The 15403-nt window shown below is 64.6% G+C and carries 16 protein-coding genes; 8 read left to right on the top strand and 8 right to left on the bottom strand.

Annotated elements, in window-relative coordinates:
• Nucleotides 1-19 precede the first annotated feature (19 nt).
• Together HV681_RS20440 and ssb are read left to right on the top strand one after the other, a co-directional pair.
• Nucleotides 20-1204 carry an MFS transporter gene (locus tag HV681_RS20440; RefSeq protein WP_175124764.1) on the top strand — a complete coding sequence of 395 codons (1185 nt, stop codon included), beginning with the start codon at nucleotides 20-22 and terminating at the stop codon, nucleotides 1202-1204.
• Between the two features lie 295 nt (nucleotides 1205-1499).
• On the top strand, nucleotides 1500-2015 hold the full coding sequence (ssb, locus tag HV681_RS20435; protein WP_175124763.1) for a single-stranded DNA-binding protein: 516 nt from the start codon (nucleotides 1500-1502) through the stop codon (nucleotides 2013-2015).
• Nucleotides 2016-2115: 100 nt separating this feature from the next.
• On the opposite strand, the gene HV681_RS20430 is transcribed toward ssb, so the two are convergent.
• The gene (locus tag HV681_RS20430) at nucleotides 2116-3045 is read right to left on the bottom strand and encodes a LysR family transcriptional regulator (RefSeq protein ID WP_175124762.1); all 930 of its coding nucleotides are present in this window, start codon (nucleotides 3043-3045) and stop codon (nucleotides 2116-2118) included.
• A gap of 95 nt (nucleotides 3046-3140) precedes the next feature.
• On the opposite strand from HV681_RS20430, the gene HV681_RS20425 reads away from it, so the two are divergent.
• The 5 genes from HV681_RS20425 (at nucleotide 3141) to HV681_RS20405 (ending at nucleotide 6459) form a co-directional block, all read left to right on the top strand.
• Complete coding sequence (locus HV681_RS20425) at nucleotides 3141-4307, top strand: mandelate racemase/muconate lactonizing enzyme family protein (protein WP_175124761.1); 1167 nt, start codon at nucleotides 3141-3143, stop codon at nucleotides 4305-4307.
• Between the two features lie 302 nt (nucleotides 4308-4609).
• On the top strand, nucleotides 4610-4915 hold the full coding sequence (locus HV681_RS20420) for a DUF4148 domain-containing protein (protein WP_175124760.1): 306 nt from the start codon (nucleotides 4610-4612) through the stop codon (nucleotides 4913-4915).
• A gap of 90 nt (nucleotides 4916-5005) precedes the next feature.
• Nucleotides 5006-5311 (top strand): DUF4148 domain-containing protein, encoded by a 306-nt coding sequence (locus HV681_RS20415; protein WP_175124759.1) that lies wholly within the window; start codon nucleotides 5006-5008, stop codon nucleotides 5309-5311.
• 91 nt (nucleotides 5312-5402) lie between these two features.
• Nucleotides 5403-5708, top strand: a complete 306-nt coding sequence (locus HV681_RS20410) for a DUF4148 domain-containing protein (RefSeq protein WP_175124758.1) — start codon at nucleotides 5403-5405, stop codon at nucleotides 5706-5708.
• 154 nt (nucleotides 5709-5862) lie between these two features.
• Nucleotides 5863-6459 (top strand): TetR/AcrR family transcriptional regulator, encoded by a 597-nt coding sequence (locus tag HV681_RS20405; RefSeq protein WP_175124757.1) that lies wholly within the window; start codon nucleotides 5863-5865, stop codon nucleotides 6457-6459.
• Nucleotides 6460-6554: 95 nt separating this feature from the next.
• Here the strand turns inward: HV681_RS20405 and HV681_RS20400 are convergent, their stop codons facing one another.
• The 3 genes from HV681_RS20400 to HV681_RS20390 form a co-directional block, all read right to left on the bottom strand.
• Nucleotides 6555-7409, bottom strand: coding sequence for a cysteine hydrolase family protein (locus HV681_RS20400; protein ID WP_175124756.1), 855 nt, complete (start codon nucleotides 7407-7409; stop codon nucleotides 6555-6557).
• A 210-nt stretch (nucleotides 7410-7619) separates the two neighbouring features.
• On the bottom strand, nucleotides 7620-8237 hold the full coding sequence (locus tag HV681_RS20395; RefSeq protein ID WP_056327123.1) for a TetR/AcrR family transcriptional regulator: 618 nt from the start codon (nucleotides 8235-8237) through the stop codon (nucleotides 7620-7622).
• 151 nt (nucleotides 8238-8388) lie between these two features.
• Complete coding sequence (locus tag HV681_RS20390) at nucleotides 8389-10563, bottom strand: malate synthase G (RefSeq protein WP_175124755.1); 2175 nt, start codon at nucleotides 10561-10563, stop codon at nucleotides 8389-8391.
• A 238-nt stretch (nucleotides 10564-10801) separates the two neighbouring features.
• On the opposite strand from HV681_RS20390, the gene glcC reads away from it, so the two are divergent.
• A complete protein-coding gene (gene glcC, locus HV681_RS20385) occupies nucleotides 10802-11566 on the top strand; it encodes a transcriptional regulator GlcC (RefSeq protein ID WP_175124754.1) in 765 nt (254 codons plus the stop codon).
• 54 nt (nucleotides 11567-11620) lie between these two features.
• Here glcC and HV681_RS20380 read toward each other — a convergent pair whose 3' ends face one another.
• The 4 genes from HV681_RS20380 to ubiA all read right to left on the bottom strand — a co-directional run bounded on the left by HV681_RS20380 (nucleotide 11621) and on the right by ubiA (nucleotide 15294).
• Complete coding sequence (locus tag HV681_RS20380; protein WP_175124753.1) at nucleotides 11621-12739, bottom strand: saccharopine dehydrogenase family protein; 1119 nt, start codon at nucleotides 12737-12739, stop codon at nucleotides 11621-11623.
• Nucleotides 12740-12942: 203 nt separating this feature from the next.
• Nucleotides 12943-13338 (bottom strand): DUF4148 domain-containing protein, encoded by a 396-nt coding sequence (locus HV681_RS20375; RefSeq protein ID WP_175124752.1) that lies wholly within the window; start codon nucleotides 13336-13338, stop codon nucleotides 12943-12945.
• A 399-nt stretch (nucleotides 13339-13737) separates the two neighbouring features.
• Nucleotides 13738-14142, bottom strand: coding sequence for a DUF1090 domain-containing protein (locus tag HV681_RS20370; protein ID WP_175124751.1), 405 nt, complete (start codon nucleotides 14140-14142; stop codon nucleotides 13738-13740).
• Nucleotides 14143-14367: 225 nt separating this feature from the next.
• Nucleotides 14368-15294 carry a 4-hydroxybenzoate octaprenyltransferase gene (gene ubiA / locus HV681_RS20365; protein WP_175124750.1) on the bottom strand — a complete coding sequence of 309 codons (927 nt, stop codon included), beginning with the start codon at nucleotides 15292-15294 and terminating at the stop codon, nucleotides 14368-14370.
• Between the last annotated feature and the right edge of the window lie 109 nt (nucleotides 15295-15403).

Genomic DNA, 15403 nt, shown 5'->3' with positions numbered 1-15403 from the left:
TCATCGTTGAAATTTCCGCATGCCGGCAGATAAAAAACTGAAATTGACCCCCTCCGAGCGCCGCGCCAGCGTGGCCCTGGCCGGCCTGTTCGCCGCGCGGATGCTGGGGCTGTTCCTGTTGCTGCCCGTTTTTGCCGTTGCCGCAAGCGGCATGCCGGGCGGCGACGATCCTGCCCGCGTGGGGCTGGCGCTAGGCATGTACGGCCTGACCCAGGCGTTCATGCAGATTCCCTTCGGTCTGGCGTCCGACCGCTGGGGGCGCCGTCCGGTGGTGATCTTCGGGTTGTTGCTGTTTATCGCCGGCAGCATCGTTTGTGCGCAGGCGACGGACGTCTTCTGGATCACCATAGGCCGCGCCATCCAGGGCGCCGGCGCCATTTCCGCCGCGGTCACCGCCTGGCTGGCCGACGCCACCCGCGACGAGGTGCGCACGCGCGCCATGGCGATGGTGGGCGCATCGATCGGATTGTCATTCGCTGTGTCGCTGGTGCTGTCGCCGGTGCTGGTGGGCTGGTGGGGGCTGTCGGGCCTGTTCTGGACCATCGCCTGCCTGGGCGTCGTCTGCCTGGCCGTGGCGCGGTTCGTGGTGCCGGTGGTGCCTCGCACGCAGGCCCGCACGATGCAGGCGGCCAAGCCGCGCGAGGTCCTGACCCATCGCGACCTGCTGCGGCTGAATTTTGGCGTCTTTGTCCTGCATCTGATTCAGGTGTCGCTGTTTGTCGTGGTGCCGGCGCTGCTGGCCAAGGTCGGCGGACTGGACGCGCGCGACCTGTGGAAGGTCTACCTGCCGGTCATCCTGGTGTCGTTCGTGCTGATGGTGCCGGTGGTCTTCGTGGCCGAAAAGCGCCGGGCGCACCGCGGCGCGCTGCGCGCGTCGGTGGCCGGCCTGGTGCTCGTTTGTGCGCTGCTGCCGGCGGCCAGCCACGGCTTTTACACGCTGGCCATCGCGCTGACCGGATTCTTCGTCGTCTTCAATGTGCTGGAGGCGCTGCAACCGTCGCTGGTCTCGCGCGTGGCGCCGCAGGCCTACAAGGGATTGGCGCTGGGCTTCTACAACACCGCGCAGGCCGCGGGCCTGTTCGCCGGGGGCGCGCTGGGCGGCTGGCTGGCGGGGCATTCGGGCGCCAGCGCCGTGTTCCTCGGCGCGGCAATCCTGTCGGCCGTGTGGCTGGCGGTCACCTGGGCGCTGCGGCCCCTGGCCTGACCGTTGCGGGCTTTCCCGCAGGCTTTGGAAAGTCGCGGATCTGGCCCCGAACGGCGTCCAACAGCGCCGAAATGGTTTGCCTGCGGTGACCGATTTGTCACCGATCCCGTTTGGCGCGGCGGGCGCTTTCGTCGATAATACGCATCAACACAGGCTTCACCTGGGCATCGCCGGTCATCGCTTCGATGACCGGCGAGTTTCATGAAGCCGGTCTTCAACATCGCTTTTTTATGTTGTTGCCGGCGCGCTCGCGGCAACGCAAGTCGCAGGCTGTCAACAACAGAGGGACATCGGCATGGCATCGGTTAACAAAGTCATACTCGTGGGCAATCTGGGTCGCGACCCGGAAGTCCGCTACAGCCCCGACGGGGCGGCAATCTGCAACATGTCGATCGCCACGACCTCGTCCTGGAAGGACAAGGCCAGCGGCGAAAAGCGCGAAGAAACGGAATGGCACCGCGTCGTCATGTACAACCGCCTGGCTGAAATCGCCGGCGAATATCTGAAGAAGGGCCGCTCGGTCTACATCGAAGGCCGCCTCAAGACGCGCAAGTGGCAAGACAAGGACACCGGCGCCGACCGCTACAGCACCGAAGTCGTCGCTGACCAGATGCAAATGCTGGGCGGCCGCGAAGACGGCGGCGGCGGCGGTGGCGGCAACTACGGTGGCGGCGGCTACGACGACGCGCCGCGCCAGCAGCGCGCCGCCCCGGCCCAACGCCCGGCGCCCCAGCAGCGCCCGGCTCCCGCAGCGGCCCCGGCCAGCAGCGGCGCCAACCTGGCGGACATGGACGACGATATTCCGTTCTAAGCGTCGCCCCGCGTTAGGTATGTTCAAGACCCCGGCTTTCAATGGAAGGCCGGGGTTTTGCTTTTGGGGATCACGGGGCGACGCAGCCGCGCCTCAAGGGCTAGGGACGGTCCGCGCCAGCGATTTCCTTTGCAGGACCTGGCTGAAATGCCTCAATCAGAAAATCGATAAACGCCCGCGTGCGAGCCGTCTGGTTGCGGCGTTGCGGGTAGTAGACGAACAGGTCCGCCGACGGCAGCGCGAAGTCGGGCAGCACCACCCGCAGCCTGCCGCTTTCCAGATATTTGGCCAGATCCCATTCCGACCGGATGAGGATGCCGTGGCCGTCCAGGGCCCAGCCCAGCACGATGTCGCCGTCATTGCTGGATAGCCCGCCTTCCACCTTCACCACTTCGACGCGGCCTTTGTGTGTAAACCGCCAGACGCCGTGCGCCTCGTCGTTTTGCCGGTGAAGAATGCACTGGTGATGCGCCAGGTCGGCCAGCGTTGCCGGCGTGCCGTGCGCCTTCAGGTAGCGGGGCGACGCGCACAGAAAGCGGCGGTTGGTCATGATGCGGCGGGCGGCGAGGCGCTTGTCGGGCAGTTCGCCGAAGCGGATGGCCAGATCGAATGCGCCTTCCACCAGATCGACGGGCCGGTCCGTGACCTCCAGTTCAACCTGCACCTGCGGGTAGCGCTTCGCAAAGTCGGAGACCAGCGGCGCGATGGTCGTGCGGCCGAATCCCAGCGTGGCGTTGACGCGGATCAGGCCGCGCGGCTGGGCGCTGCTGCTGGACACCACGTCTTCCATCTCGCGCAGGTCCGCCAGGATCCGGGTCGCATAGGCCAGGTAGGTCTCGCCTTCGTTGGTCAGGCTGATGCTGCGCGTGGTGCGGTTGACCAGCCGCACGCCAAGGCGCTTTTCCATCAGGGCCAGTCGCTTGGTGGCCGCCGGGGGCGTCAGATCCAGTTGCCGCGCCGCCGCGGACAGGCTGCCCAGCCGGGCGATCAGCACGAAGAACTGCAGCTCGGAGGCTAGGTCGGCTTTCACTGAAAGTAAATAATCAAATGAACTTGGGTGAATTCTAGGGCAGGGATGCGCCACTAATCTATCGATTCCCGATGCGACCCAACCGGAGACAAGCCATGAGAATCGTCGACATCCGCGAGCAGACCCTGCCCATCAGCTCGCCCATCCGCAACGCCTACATCGACTTCAGCAAGATGACGCTGAGCCTGGTCGCCGTGATCACCGACGTGATCCGCGACGGTAAGCCGGTGGTCGGGTACGGCTTCAATTCGAATGGCCGTTATGGACAGGGCAAGCTCATGCGCGAGCGCTTCATCCCGCGCGTGCTGGAAGCGGACCCGGATACGCTGGTGGACGCCACGGGGCGCAACCTGGATCCGCACAAGGTCTGGGACGCGATGTTCAAGAACGAGAAGCCCGGCGGTCACGGTGAGCGGTCGGTGGCGATCGGCACCATCGACATGGCCGTGTGGGATGCGGTCGCAAAAATCGAAGGCAAGCCGCTTTTCCAGTTGCTGGCCGAACGCTACGGCAATGGCCAGCCGGACCGGCGGGTGTTTGTGTACGCGGCCGGCGGCTACTACCACCCAGGGCAGGACCACGCCGCGCTCAAGGACGAAATGCGCAGCTATCTCGATCGCGGCTATACGGTCGTGAAAAAGAAGATTGGCGGCGCGTCGCTGGACGAGGACCTTCGCCGGATCGACTCGGTGCTGAGCGTGCTGCAGGACGGCCAGAAGCTGGCTGTGGATGCGAACGGGCGGTTCGACCTGGACACGGCGATTGCCTACGCCAAGGCGCTGTCCCAGTACGACCTCTTCTGGTACGAGGAAGCGGGCGATCCGCTGGATTTCGAACTGCAGGCGACGCTGCGCAACTACTACGACAAGCCCATGGCCACGGGCGAAAACCTCTTCTCGATGCAGGATGCGCGCAACCTGATCCGCTATGGCGGCATGCGCGCCGACCGCGATTATCTGCAGTTCGATTGCGCGCTCAGCTATGGGTTGGTGGAGTACCTGCGCACGCTCGCGATGCTGCGTCAGCATGGCTGGTCCGCGAGCCGCTGCGTGCCGCATGGCGGGCATCAGATGTCGCTGAACATCGCGGCGGGTCTGGGTCTGGGCGGTAATGAGAGCTACCCGGATCTGTTCCAGCCCTTTGGCGGCTTTCCGGACGGGGTGAAGGTGGAGGCCGGCTACGTCACGATGCCGGACCTGCCGGGCATCGGCTTTGAGGGCAAGTCCGATCTGTACGCCGTGATGCGGGCGCTGTCGGCCTGATTGCCGGCGACGGCGGTCCCGTTGGCCACGCCAGCGGGAGCCGCCGCACTGCACTGATTCAGGCCATCACGGCGAATCCGTTGTGGTTGGCCTGCGTCGCGACATAAATTGTTTCACTTTACCGGCTTGTGTCGTCTATCTAGTAGTAGGTAAGATTCATCCCATCGACGCAGCGCAAACAACAAACCGCCCGGCGCCGAAATCAGAAATACAGTAGGACCGCCTTTTTATTTCCCTCGACATCTACCTACAAGTAGATAGCTAACTGAAACGCATACTGCATCTAAACCTGGAGATTGACCATGAAGACCCTCGTATCCGCCCTGATTCTTTCCGCTTCCTTCATCGGCGCTGCCCAAGCTGGCGAACTGGACTATCCGCCCGAACTGAACACCCAAAGCACGGTGACCCGCGCTCAAGTGCAGCAAGAATTGGCCGCCGCCCGCGTCAACGGTGAACTGGCATTCGGTGAAGAAGCCTACGCCGCCGCCCCGATCGCCTTCACCAGCGACAAGACCCGCGCTCAGGTCAAGCAAGAACTGGCTGCCGCCCGCGCTCAAGGTCTGACCGACGGTGGCGAACTGGACTACCCGCCCGTTCAAGGCTGATTTTTTCGACCAAACCTCTATCTATAGATAGATAGCTTCAACCCCACAACGCAACACTGCATTTCAAACCGAACTGACTGGAGATTTCTCATGAAGACCCTCGTTTCCGCCCTGATCCTTTCCGCTTCCTTTATCGGCGCTGCCCAAGCTGGCGAACTGGACTATCCGCCCGAGCTGAACACCCAAAGCACGGTGACCCGCGCTCAAGTGCAGCAAGAACTGGCCGCCGCCCGCGTCAACGGTGAACTGGCATTCGGTGAAGAAGGCTACGCCGCTGCCCCGATCCCTTTCACCAGCGACAAGACGCGCGCTCAGGTCAAGCAAGAACTGGCTGCTGCCCGCGCTCAAGGCCTGACCGACGGCGGCGAACTGGACTACCCGCCCGTTCAAGGCTGATTTTTTCGACCACGCCTCTATCTATAGATAGATAGCCTTAACCGACAACCTCGCAGCAACTGCAGCAACTCAACCATTCTGGAGATTTCTCATGAAGACCCTCATTTCTGCCCTGATTCTTTCCGCTTCCTTCATCGGCGCTGCCCAAGCCGGCGAACTGGACTATCCGCCCGAACTGAACACCCAAAGCACGGTGACCCGCGCTCAGGTGCAGCAAGAACTGGCAGCCGCCCGCGCCAATGGCGAACTGGTGTCCGGTGAAGAAGGCTACGCCGCCACCGCCTTTGCCCACGCTGGCGACAAGACGCGCGCTCAGGTCAAGCAGGAACTGGCAGCCGCCCGCGCCCAAGGCCTGACCGACGGCGGTGAACTCGACTACCCGCCCGTGCAAGGCTGAAGCAGATGGCAATCAAAGCGGACCCCGGGGGCGGGATTCTTGTCCCGGCCGGAGTCCGCTGGCACGGTCGGTGACATGGAATGGCCCGCTCGGCAACTGCCGATCAGGGACCCTCCCAATGACGAACCGATCTATTAGTAGGTAATATGCCGCCATGGATACCCCGACTTCCAATACCACTCGCGAACTGCTTCTGGCGCACGCCGAGAAGCTGATCCGCATGCGCGGATGCAACGGCTTCAGCTACCGCGACCTGGCTGAGCATGTGGGCGTCAAGACGTCCAGCATCCATTACTACTTTCCAGGCAAGGACGACCTGCTGTACGAAGCGGTCGAGGCCTACAGCACGCGCGCACTTGGCGCGGTGCGCGGGATCGACACCGCGCAGCCGGCGCAGGCGCAGCTTGAAAAATATCTGTCGATGATGGAATCCGCCGCCTGCGGTTCCGGTGAGCTCTGTCTGGGCGGCATGTTGGCCGCCGACGTGATGAGTTTGTCGGAACGGGTCCGCGGCGCGCTGCAGGGGTTCTTCCGCGCGCACGAAGCGTGGCTGGCCCGCGTGCTGGCCGAAGGCGCGGCGCAGGGTACGCTGAAGTTTTCCGGCACGCCCGAAGCAGCGGGGCGGGCGGTGTTCGCGACGATCCAGGGCTGTCTGCTGGTATCGCGCCTGTTCCAACAGCCGCCCGCGTTGTGCGAAGCGATCAGCGCGCTTTACGTTGAATGCGAAGGCAAGACGGGCCACGGCGCCTGAACGCCACGCGCTGACTTCGCTGTTCACCCTTTCACGGCCGCCTTGCTGACGCAGGCGGCCGTTGTGTTTGGGCGCGCCGACTGCGCGTCGCCGTCTTACGCCAGCGCGCGCGCCATGTCGGTGCTGGTGCGTTCCTGCACGCCGAGATCCCGCATGCGTTGCAGAAAGCTCGACTGTGCGTTCGCAAAGCCCGCGACGGGACTCATGCAGTCCGTCAGCAGCACGATGCGCGACAGGTTGCCACCGGGCAGGTGCTCGGCCAGGTGTTCGACGGTGGCCTTGACGCAGTGGCTGCCGGCCTCACCCGCGATCAGGATCAGATCGGCGCGGTCCAGCGAGTCCAGCAAGCCGCGGTTGAGCTGGCTGCGCGGATCGTCGGCGTCTGGCACCTCGGCCATCAGCGCGCTGTAGTGTTCGGTCCAGGGATTGGCGCCCTTGGGCACCTTGCGCACAATGAACTGGCGCTCTTCTTCCCAACGACCATACGCGGCGCGCACGTCGGGATGCACGTTATGACCCCACGTGCCGATCTCGCAATGCACCGGCCACGCCATCAGCGTGTAGCGGCCCCGCGCTTCGAGTTCATCCAGGTAGTTGAGCGTGCGCGGCAGGTCGTCGTCATGGCGCGGCACGAATTCGCCGGCGCGCAATTGCGCCGCCGTGATCGGCGTGAAGGGCGCGACCGGGTCGCCATTGCCCGCGCGCCAGAACGTGGGGTGCGCAATGTCCAGACGATGATGCGAATCCAGCGTGACCGTGATCGAGGAGAGCACGGGGGCCGTGGCGTCGATGAACCGCGCCAGCCGCTGCATGTCTGCGTGGGCGCCTGCGATGGGCAGCGCGGGCGCAACCGCCAGGCCGGTCAGCGGGTCGAGGGGCCGGTACGACTCGGGCAAGTCGCAGAAATCGTTTTGCGGGTCGACGATCAGCAGGTGAATGGTGCGCGGCATGGTGGGGGGGGCGGGGTCTTAGAACAGCACGAGGTGTTCGGCGCGGTCGGGCAACTGGCGCAACAGCAAGCGCCATTGGCGCCAAAGGATGGACGATACGCCTAACGCGCCTAACGGAATAAGAATCCACATGGCCTGCTCCTGTCAATATTCGCACGGTCGTGCGAAATTAAGCGAAAGTAAAGCCGGCACAACGCCGGCTCGGGGGGATTACTCGATGTACTTGAAGCTGCGATACGTGGAGATAAGACGCTCGTAGCCGGCCTTCACGCGCTCGTGCGCCTTCGGGTCACGTAGGAACCGGGCGTCGTGCATCAGGCCGATCATCAGGCTGTAGACCTCGAACACGAGCTGTTGCGGGTCCGTGTCGGGGCGCAAGTGGCCGGCTTCGAGCGCCTGGTTCACCGTGCGCACCATCGCGGCGCGCCAGCGCTTCAGGTTGTGTTCCAGCACGGAGCGCAGCGGCGAGTCGACATCGTCATATTCAAACGCGCCGGCCACGTAGATGCAGCCGGTCAGCGTTTCGACATTGCTGGCGCGGTCGATCCACAACGACACCAGCGCGTTCAGGCGCGGCAAGCCGCGCGGATAGGCCATGGCCGGCGTGAAGACCGCTTCAACGAAGCGCCTGTCGTATTCGTCCAGCACCGCCTGCTGCAGGGCTTCGAGCGAGCCGACGCGCGAGAAGACGCCGCTCTTGCTGATGCCGAGCCGTTTGGCGACCTGGCCCAGCGAGAGGCTTTCCATGCCTTGCGCGGCGGCCATGTCGAGCGCCGTGTTCACGATGGCCGCGAAGGTGAGTTCGCTTTTCTCGGTTTTTGCTGTCATGGCCGAAATTTAGCACGATCGTGCGAAAAACAAGGGGTTTTTAATCGGGGAGGGATGAGGCAGCAAGACACCCCCCGCCCAGATGCAAATTCAGACCCGAAAAAAAACCGGACGGCATTGCCGTCCGGCTTTGGTCAAGCGGGGCGCTAAATCAGGCGCGCGCCGCCTTGTACTCCAGGCGGTACTTGTGCAGCAGCGGCTCGGTGTAGCCGTTGGGCTGGGTCAGGCCTTCGAACACCAGGGCGCACGCGGCCTTGAATGCCAGCGAGGTGTCGAAGTTGCCGGCCATCGGCTGGTAGAGCGGGTCGCCCGCGTTCTGGCCGTCGACGACCTTGGCCATGCGTTTGAAGGTCTCGGTGACCTGATCGCGGTTCGTGATGCCGTGACGCAGCCAGTTGGCGATGTGCTGGCTGGAAATGCGCAGCGTGGCGCGGTCTTCCATCAGCCCCACGTTGTGGATATCGGGCACCTTCGAGCAGCCCACGCCCTGGTCGATCCACCGCACCACGTAACCGAGAATGCCTTGCACGTTGTTGTCCAGTTCCTGCTGGATGTCGGCAGCGGACCATTTGGTGGGATCGCCGACCGGCACCGTGAGCAGGCCATTGAGCAGGTCGTCGCGCACGCTGTCCAGCTTCGTGCGTTCGAGTTCCTGCTGGACCGCTTGCACGTCGACCTGGTGGTAATGCAGCGCATGCAGCGTGGCAGCGGTGGGCGAAGGCACCCAGGCGGTATTGGCGCCGGCCTTGGGATGCGCGATCTTTTGTTCGAGCATGGCGGCCATCAGGTCGGGCATGGCCCACATGCCCTTGCCGATCTGGGCGCGGCCGCGCAGGCCGGCGTCCAGGCCCACCAGCACGTTGTTGCGTTCGTAAGCGGTGATCCACGCGCTGGACTTCATGTCGCCCTTGCGCAGCATGGGACCGGCTTCCATGCCGGAGTGCATCTCATCGCCGGTGCGGTCCAGAAAGCCGGTGTTGATGAAGGCGACGCGTGAGGCGGCAGCTTCGATGCAGGCCTTGAGGTTGACGCTGGTGCGGCGCTCTTCGTCCATGATGCCCATCTTCAGCGTGTTGCGCGGCACGCGGATCAGGTCTTCGACGCGGTCGAAGAGTTCGCTGGCGAATGCGGCTTCGGCGGGGCCGTGCATCTTGGGCTTCACGATGTAGACGGAGCCCGTGCGCGAATTGAGCTTGTGCTTGCGGTCCTGCACCGCGGCCAGGCTGGTGACGACGGCGTCGAGAATGCCTTCGGGGATTTCCTGGCCTTCGCGATCCAGCACGGCCGGGTTGGTCATCAGGTGACCCACGTTGCGCACGAACATGAGCGAGCGGCCATGCAGCGTCAGCGCCGAGCCGTCCGGCCGCGTGTAGTTGCGGTCGGCGTTGAGCTTGCGGGTGAAGGTCTTGCCGCCCTTGGTGACGTCCTCGGTCAGGTCGCCCTTCATCAGGCCCAGCCAGTTGCGGTAGATCTGCACCTTGTCGTCGCCGTCGACGGCCGCGACCGAGTCTTCGCAGTCCATGATCGTGGTGAGCGCGGCTTCGACCACCACGTCTTTCACACCCGCCGCATCGGTGGCGCCGATGGTGCTGGCGCGGTCGATCTGGATTTCGAAATGCAGGCCGTTGTTCTTGAGCAGGATCGCCGTGGGAGCGGACGCGTCGCCTTGGTAGCCGACGAATTGCGTGCCCGTCTTCAGTCCGGTCGCGCCGGTGGCAAGCGCCACGCGAAGCTGGCCGCCTTCGACCGTGTAGCCCCTGGCATCCGCATGCGAGCCCTGCGCGAGCGGCGCCGCGGTGTCCAGGAAGCTGCGCGCGCGGGCGATGACGGCGGCGCCACGTTCCGGGTTGTAGCCGCGGCCCGTGTCGCCGGGCGTGGCAGGGATGGCGTCGGTGCCGTAGAGGGCGTCGTACAGGCTGCCCCAGCGCGCGTTGGCGGCGTTCAGCGCATAACGCGGATTGGACATCGGCACGACGAGCTGCGGGCCGGCCTGCTGCGAGATCTCGGTGTCCACGTTGTCGGTGGTGGCGCGCACGGTGGCAGGCTGCGGCAGCAGGTAGCCGATGCCTTCGAGGAACTTGCGGTAGGCGGCGGGATCCGTGATGGGACCGGGATGGGCGCGATGCCAGGCATCGAGTTCTGCCTGCAGGCGATCGCGTTCGGCGAGCAAGGCCCGGTTCTTCGGCGCCAGATCGTGCACCAGGGCCGCGAAGCCTTGCCAGAAGTCGTCGGCCTCCAGGCCGGAACCGGGCAGCGCTTCCTGTTCAATGAATTGACTGAGATTGGCCGCCACTTGCAGGCCGTGGTGCTGGATGCGTTGAGTCATGCGGTTCTCTGGCGTTGAGTCAGGCTGACCGGCGCGGCGCGCCGGGTGAGGGGTGCTGACATCATCGTCCGCGACCGCGCCGATGTCCATACGGAAACCCGCTGGTCATACCAGTTTGTGCGGTGCACCCCGGGCGGATCATCAATTTTTATGGTTTGATATCAGCCACTTACCAAGGCAAGGCCGATCCGCGAGAGCGCCGACGGCGCATGGTCATACCACTGGTCGCGGAGAATGCATGCACGCGGAAACTGAAGAAAAGCCCCGTCAGGTGGCCGATGAAGTCGCCGAACGGATCGAGCGTCTGATTCTGGACGGCGTCCTCAAGGCGGGCCAGGCCCTGCCGTCCGAGCGGCGCCTGACCGAAAAGCTGGGCGTATCGCGCACGGCGTTACGCGAGGGCCTGAAGCTGCTGCGCGCCCGCGAGATCATTCACACGGCGCAGGGCAAGGGCTCGTTCGTCGCGCGCATCTCGAACGTGGACGCCGGGCCGCTGATGCACCTGTTCAATTCGCAGCCGCGCACGCTGTATGACCTGCTTGAAGTGCGGTCGCTGCTGGAGGCCGAATCGGCGCGGCTGGCAGCCATCCGCGGGACCGAAGCGGATTTCATCATGATCCGGCGCCGGTATGACGAGATGGTGTCCGCGCAGGGCGTCGCCACTGACACCGCCACCCACGCGCATCTGGACCACGCCTTTCATCTGGCGATCTGCGAGGCCTCGCACAACCCTGTGCTGGTGCATACGCTGCAATCGCTGACGGATCTGCTGCTGGGATCGGTGTTCGCGTGCGTGAACAACCTGTACCACCGCGAGCCCGAGAAGCGCCAGATCGACCGCCAGCACACGCGGCTGTTCAATGCGGTGATCGGGCGCCAGCCAGAGCAGGCGCGCAAAGCCGCGGCCGATCATGTGGACAGCGTGCGCCAGAGCCTGTCGGATATCGAGCAGGAAGAGCAGCGCCTGGTGCGCGCGACGCTGCGTCTGGAAGGCTGGACGTAGCGCCGCGCGCTGGCAGCGACGATGCCGGCTGTGATGACGGCGGTGATGACGGCCTCAGCGATCGGCCACCGCGCACCCGGCCAGCGCCAGCGGTTTGCCCGCGTAAATGCGGCCGAATCGGTTGTTGAGCAATGCCTCAAGGCCAATCGCCTCTTGCCCCACGAAGCCCTGCTGCGGCAGAACGCCGTGCGCCACCAGATCTAGGGCCGCGCAAATGCCTGCGGCCGTGGACAACTGGATTGCGCTCAGGCGGTGGCCGTCGACTTCCGCGCCGAAGACACGAATCGGATACGACTCTTCTTCCAGACGGCCGTGGCGGTAGCCGGACGCCGATGCCTGGATCACGATTACGTCCTGTTCGGTAGTGGGGATGGCCGATTCGAAGATGTCCTTGAGCAGGTCGCGGCGGTCGCGCAGGCGCAGGTCATTGAGCAGCAGCTTCATGATGTTGCAATGGCCGGGATAGCGCACTGACTTGTAATCGACGTTGCGCGCGCGGCCCAGCAGCGTCGCGGGCAAGGTGCCCAGGCCGCCGGAGGTGTTGAAGGCTTCGTACTCCACGCCGTCCAGCGCAAAGGTTTCGTAGCCTTCCAGTGCGGGCACGCTGGACAGTTGGCCGTCCACGATCGCCTCGCACGGATTGCAGTATTCGTTGATCAGCCCTTCGGTGCTCCAAGTCAGGTTGTAGCGCAGGCTGTTGGACGGATAGCGCGGCAGTGCGCCGACGCGCATGCGCAGATCGAGCAAGGTGTCGAAGCGGCGCGCCAGCGCGTTGCCGACGATGCCGATGAAGCCGGGCGCCAGACCGCATTGCGGCATCAGCACGCCGCCGGTGTCATGGGCCAGCGCCTGGATCGCGTGCGTGCTGGCCACGTCTTCGGTCAGGTCGAAATAATGTACGCCGGCCTTGGCGCACAAGCCCGCCACCGCAATCGCGCGATGAAAGGGCAACGCATTGACCACCGCGTAGGCGCCTTCGATGCAGCGGGCCACGCCGGCATCGTCGCTGACCTGGCGCGTCTCGCAGCCCAGTTCGGCAAGCACGGCCAGCCTGCTGGCGTCCTGGTCCGCGACGAGGACGGAATAATCGCCGCTGCGTTCCAGCATCAGCGCGATCGCAAAACCGATTTTTCCGGCGCCCAGCAGAACGATGGGCTTGGTGTGCGTGGACATGGTGCGGCTCCTGCAATGAGAGGGAAGGGAAGTGGCCCCATCCTATGCGGGAGTGCTGTCGATTTGTAGCGGCTAAACCGTCGAATCGGCTTCAAGTCACGTCGATATGACCGTTGAAGTGGTCGAAGCGTCAAAGAAAAAGCCCTCTGGCTTGTGGCCAGAGGGCTGCCTGGTAGCGATTCACGGCCGGCGTGGCCCGTGGATCAGCTGCCCAGGTGGGGGGGATAGTCCAGGTTGCCGAAGGTCACCAGGCCTTCGGTCTTGGCTTGTGCCAGTTGCGATTCGACTTGGGCGCGGCTCAGCGACGTGGCGGAGGCCGAGGCGGCGACGGGCGGGTAGTCCATGTTGCCGAAGGTGACTTGGCCGGCGTTCTTGGCCTGGGCCAGATCGGCTTGAACTTGCTGCGAGGTCAGGCTGGAGTGTTGAGCGATGGGGGCGGGGTAGCCTTCTTCGCCGAACGTGTATTGGCCCGAAACCTTGGCTTGTTGCAGCTCGGCTTGAACCTGAGCGCGGGTGGGGGCTTGGTCGGCTTCGGCGGCTTGAGCGCCGGCAGCCAGAACGGACATGGACAGCATCAGTGCGGTAGCAAGGGTTTTCATGGCAGACCTCCGAGTCTTGTGAGCTTGGGATTCGAGCCCCAGGCCTGACTGCCTGGGGCTCGCTTGCTGTGTCCCGATGAGAGGCATTCTGTGCCTAAACAACCCTGGGATAAACCCTTATTACCTGAAAACATCTTTCCAAAATCATGGCTAATCGGTTTGGATTGTCCATGTTGGCGCCATGGGTGGCGATATTTCCATTGCATGACGCGTCAGATATCCGGGCCTTGGAGGTCGGCTCGACGGTGAATGGGAGGGCGACTGGAGGAGTGGGCGCGCGGCCGGCTCGGGGCAGGCAGAGGCGGACATCGGAGGGGCGCGGCGAGGGGGCGGCCGCAGGAGAGTGGGAGATAAGCGGCGGCCAGCGCGCGCGACGCCCTGGCTCGCGGCCACGTCAGGTCAGCGGTTCAGGTCGGCCAACGCGTCGTTGTATTCGGCCTGCGCTTCTTCAAGCTTGCGTTGGGCCTTGTCGATCTTGTCCTGCTTGCCCTTGGCTTTCGCCTCTGTCAGCTCTTGCTGGCGTTCGGCCACTTTGGATTGCTTTTCGCGCACGTCGGCCTCGCGCTGCGATTGCAGGCGGCTGTCGGTGCAGCTTGCCTTGGCTTCGGACAACGCCTTGCGCAGGCCCGCCTCGCGGCGCGAGTTGTTCTGCGCCTGCGCGGCGGCGATGTCGTTTTCGATGTGGCAGAACTTGGCCGCGCAACCGCGCAGCGGCGCGCAATCGGTGGCGGCTTGTGCGGGCAGCGTGGCGAAGAGGGCGCACACGGCGGCGGCGGTGGTCAGGGATTTGATCATTGCAGGCATGCGGTGACTCCGTGACGTGGGGCGGAAGGCCCATAATCGCCTGAGGCCGTCAATCCCGCAAATGCACGGCCTGAAAGTACCGCCCGAAAATACCGCTCGAAAGTGCCGCCCGGAAGTGCGGCCCAAAGGTGCGGCCCAAAGGTGCGGCCCAAAAGCGCGGCTCGAAAGCGCGGGACGCGCAGACGTCGCCATGTCGCGCTTCCGCGCCGCTTCAACCGCGCCGCATCAGCGGATCAACGTGCCCGCCAATGCCGCGGCAACCAGCAATGCGCCCAGCCACAGGTTGGCGCGGAACAGCATGAAATTGCGGTGGGGATGCTGGATGTCGAACACCTTCAACTGCCAAGCCAGATGCGCGGCCACGGCGACCATGCCGACCTGATAGGCCCACGACAGGCCGATGGCATAACCGCCCCAGGCCCACAGCAGCACGGTGCCTGCGTAGAACCCGCCAATCCAGAGCTTGCCCTGGTCGCCGAAGCGCATCGCGGTCGAGTGCAGGCCGACGCTGCGGTCGTCGCGCACGTCGACGTAGGCATAGATGCTGTCGTAGCCCACCTGCCACAGCACCGCGCCCAGCCACATGGCGATGGCGGCGAGCGGCACGTGGTTCTGCGTGTCCGACCAGGCCATCAGCATGCCCCAGTTGAAGCAGATGCCCAGCACGACCTGCGGCCAGTAAGTGACGCGCTTGCACAACGGATAGATGAAGACGAAGGGCAGCACGGCCACGGCCAGCCAGCGGCTCATGTCGTTCAGAAAGAACAGCAGCGACCCGCACACCAGCAACTGGCCCAGCAGGAACCACACGGCGTTCTTCATCGACAACTGGCCGCTGGTCAGCGGACGGAAGCGCGTGCGCTCGACGTGCTTGTCGAAGTCGCGGTCGCACATGTCGTTGACGGTGCAGCCGATGCCGCGCATCAGCAGGGCGCCCAGCGAGAAGACGATAAGGCGTTGCAGGTCAGGCAGGCCGCCCGCGGCCTGGACCAGCGCGGCAATGGCCGGCAGCAGGGTCAGCCAGGTGCCGATGGGGCGATCCAGGCGGCACAGCCGCGCGTAGGGCCGCCACGACTTCGGCAGCCAGCGTTCGACCCAGTCGGTGAAGACGATGTCACTGAGATCGGCGGGGGATTGTTGCGAAGCGCTCACTGTCACGGTCACAAGTGGTCGGGAAAGCCGACAGCATAAAACAACGGCCGGGCATCGCGCCCGGCCGATCGGTCATCAAGGCATCCGCGCCGCCCCTTCAAGGGACGAC

The organism is Achromobacter animicus, from assembly GCF_902859585.1.
Lineage (GTDB): Bacteria > Pseudomonadota > Gammaproteobacteria > Burkholderiales > Burkholderiaceae_B > Achromobacter > Achromobacter animicus.
Note: the sequence above shows the minus strand (reverse complement) of the source record. Positions and strands in the feature narration are given on the sequence as shown.

Excerpts from the sequence above, each read along its gene's own strand:
- HV681_RS20440 (WP_175124764.1), top strand. The coding sequence starts at position 20 with ATGCCGGCAGATAAAAAACTGAAATTGACCCCCTCCGAGCGCCGCGCC.
- ssb (WP_175124763.1), top strand. The coding sequence starts at position 1,500 with ATGGCATCGGTTAACAAAGTCATACTCGTGGGCAATCTGGGTCGCGAC.
- HV681_RS20425 (WP_175124761.1), top strand. The coding sequence starts at position 3,141 with ATGAGAATCGTCGACATCCGCGAGCAGACCCTGCCCATCAGCTCGCCC.
- HV681_RS20420 (WP_175124760.1), top strand. The coding sequence starts at position 4,610 with ATGAAGACCCTCGTATCCGCCCTGATTCTTTCCGCTTCCTTCATCGGC.
- HV681_RS20415 (WP_175124759.1), top strand. The coding sequence starts at position 5,006 with ATGAAGACCCTCGTTTCCGCCCTGATCCTTTCCGCTTCCTTTATCGGC.
- HV681_RS20410 (WP_175124758.1), top strand. The coding sequence starts at position 5,403 with ATGAAGACCCTCATTTCTGCCCTGATTCTTTCCGCTTCCTTCATCGGC.
- HV681_RS20405 (WP_175124757.1), top strand. The coding sequence starts at position 5,863 with ATGGATACCCCGACTTCCAATACCACTCGCGAACTGCTTCTGGCGCAC.
- HV681_RS20400 (WP_175124756.1), bottom strand. The coding sequence starts at position 7,409 with ATGCCGCGCACCATTCACCTGCTGATCGTCGACCCGCAAAACGATTTC.
- HV681_RS20395 (WP_056327123.1), bottom strand. The coding sequence starts at position 8,237 with ATGACAGCAAAAACCGAGAAAAGCGAACTCACCTTCGCGGCCATCGTG.
- HV681_RS20390 (WP_175124755.1), bottom strand. The coding sequence starts at position 10,563 with ATGACTCAACGCATCCAGCACCACGGCCTGCAAGTGGCGGCCAATCTC.
- glcC (WP_175124754.1), top strand. The coding sequence starts at position 10,802 with ATGCACGCGGAAACTGAAGAAAAGCCCCGTCAGGTGGCCGATGAAGTC.
- HV681_RS20380 (WP_175124753.1), bottom strand. The coding sequence starts at position 12,739 with ATGTCCACGCACACCAAGCCCATCGTTCTGCTGGGCGCCGGAAAAATC.
- HV681_RS20375 (WP_175124752.1), bottom strand. The coding sequence starts at position 13,338 with ATGAAAACCCTTGCTACCGCACTGATGCTGTCCATGTCCGTTCTGGCT.
- HV681_RS20370 (WP_175124751.1), bottom strand. The coding sequence starts at position 14,142 with ATGCCTGCAATGATCAAATCCCTGACCACCGCCGCCGCCGTGTGCGCC.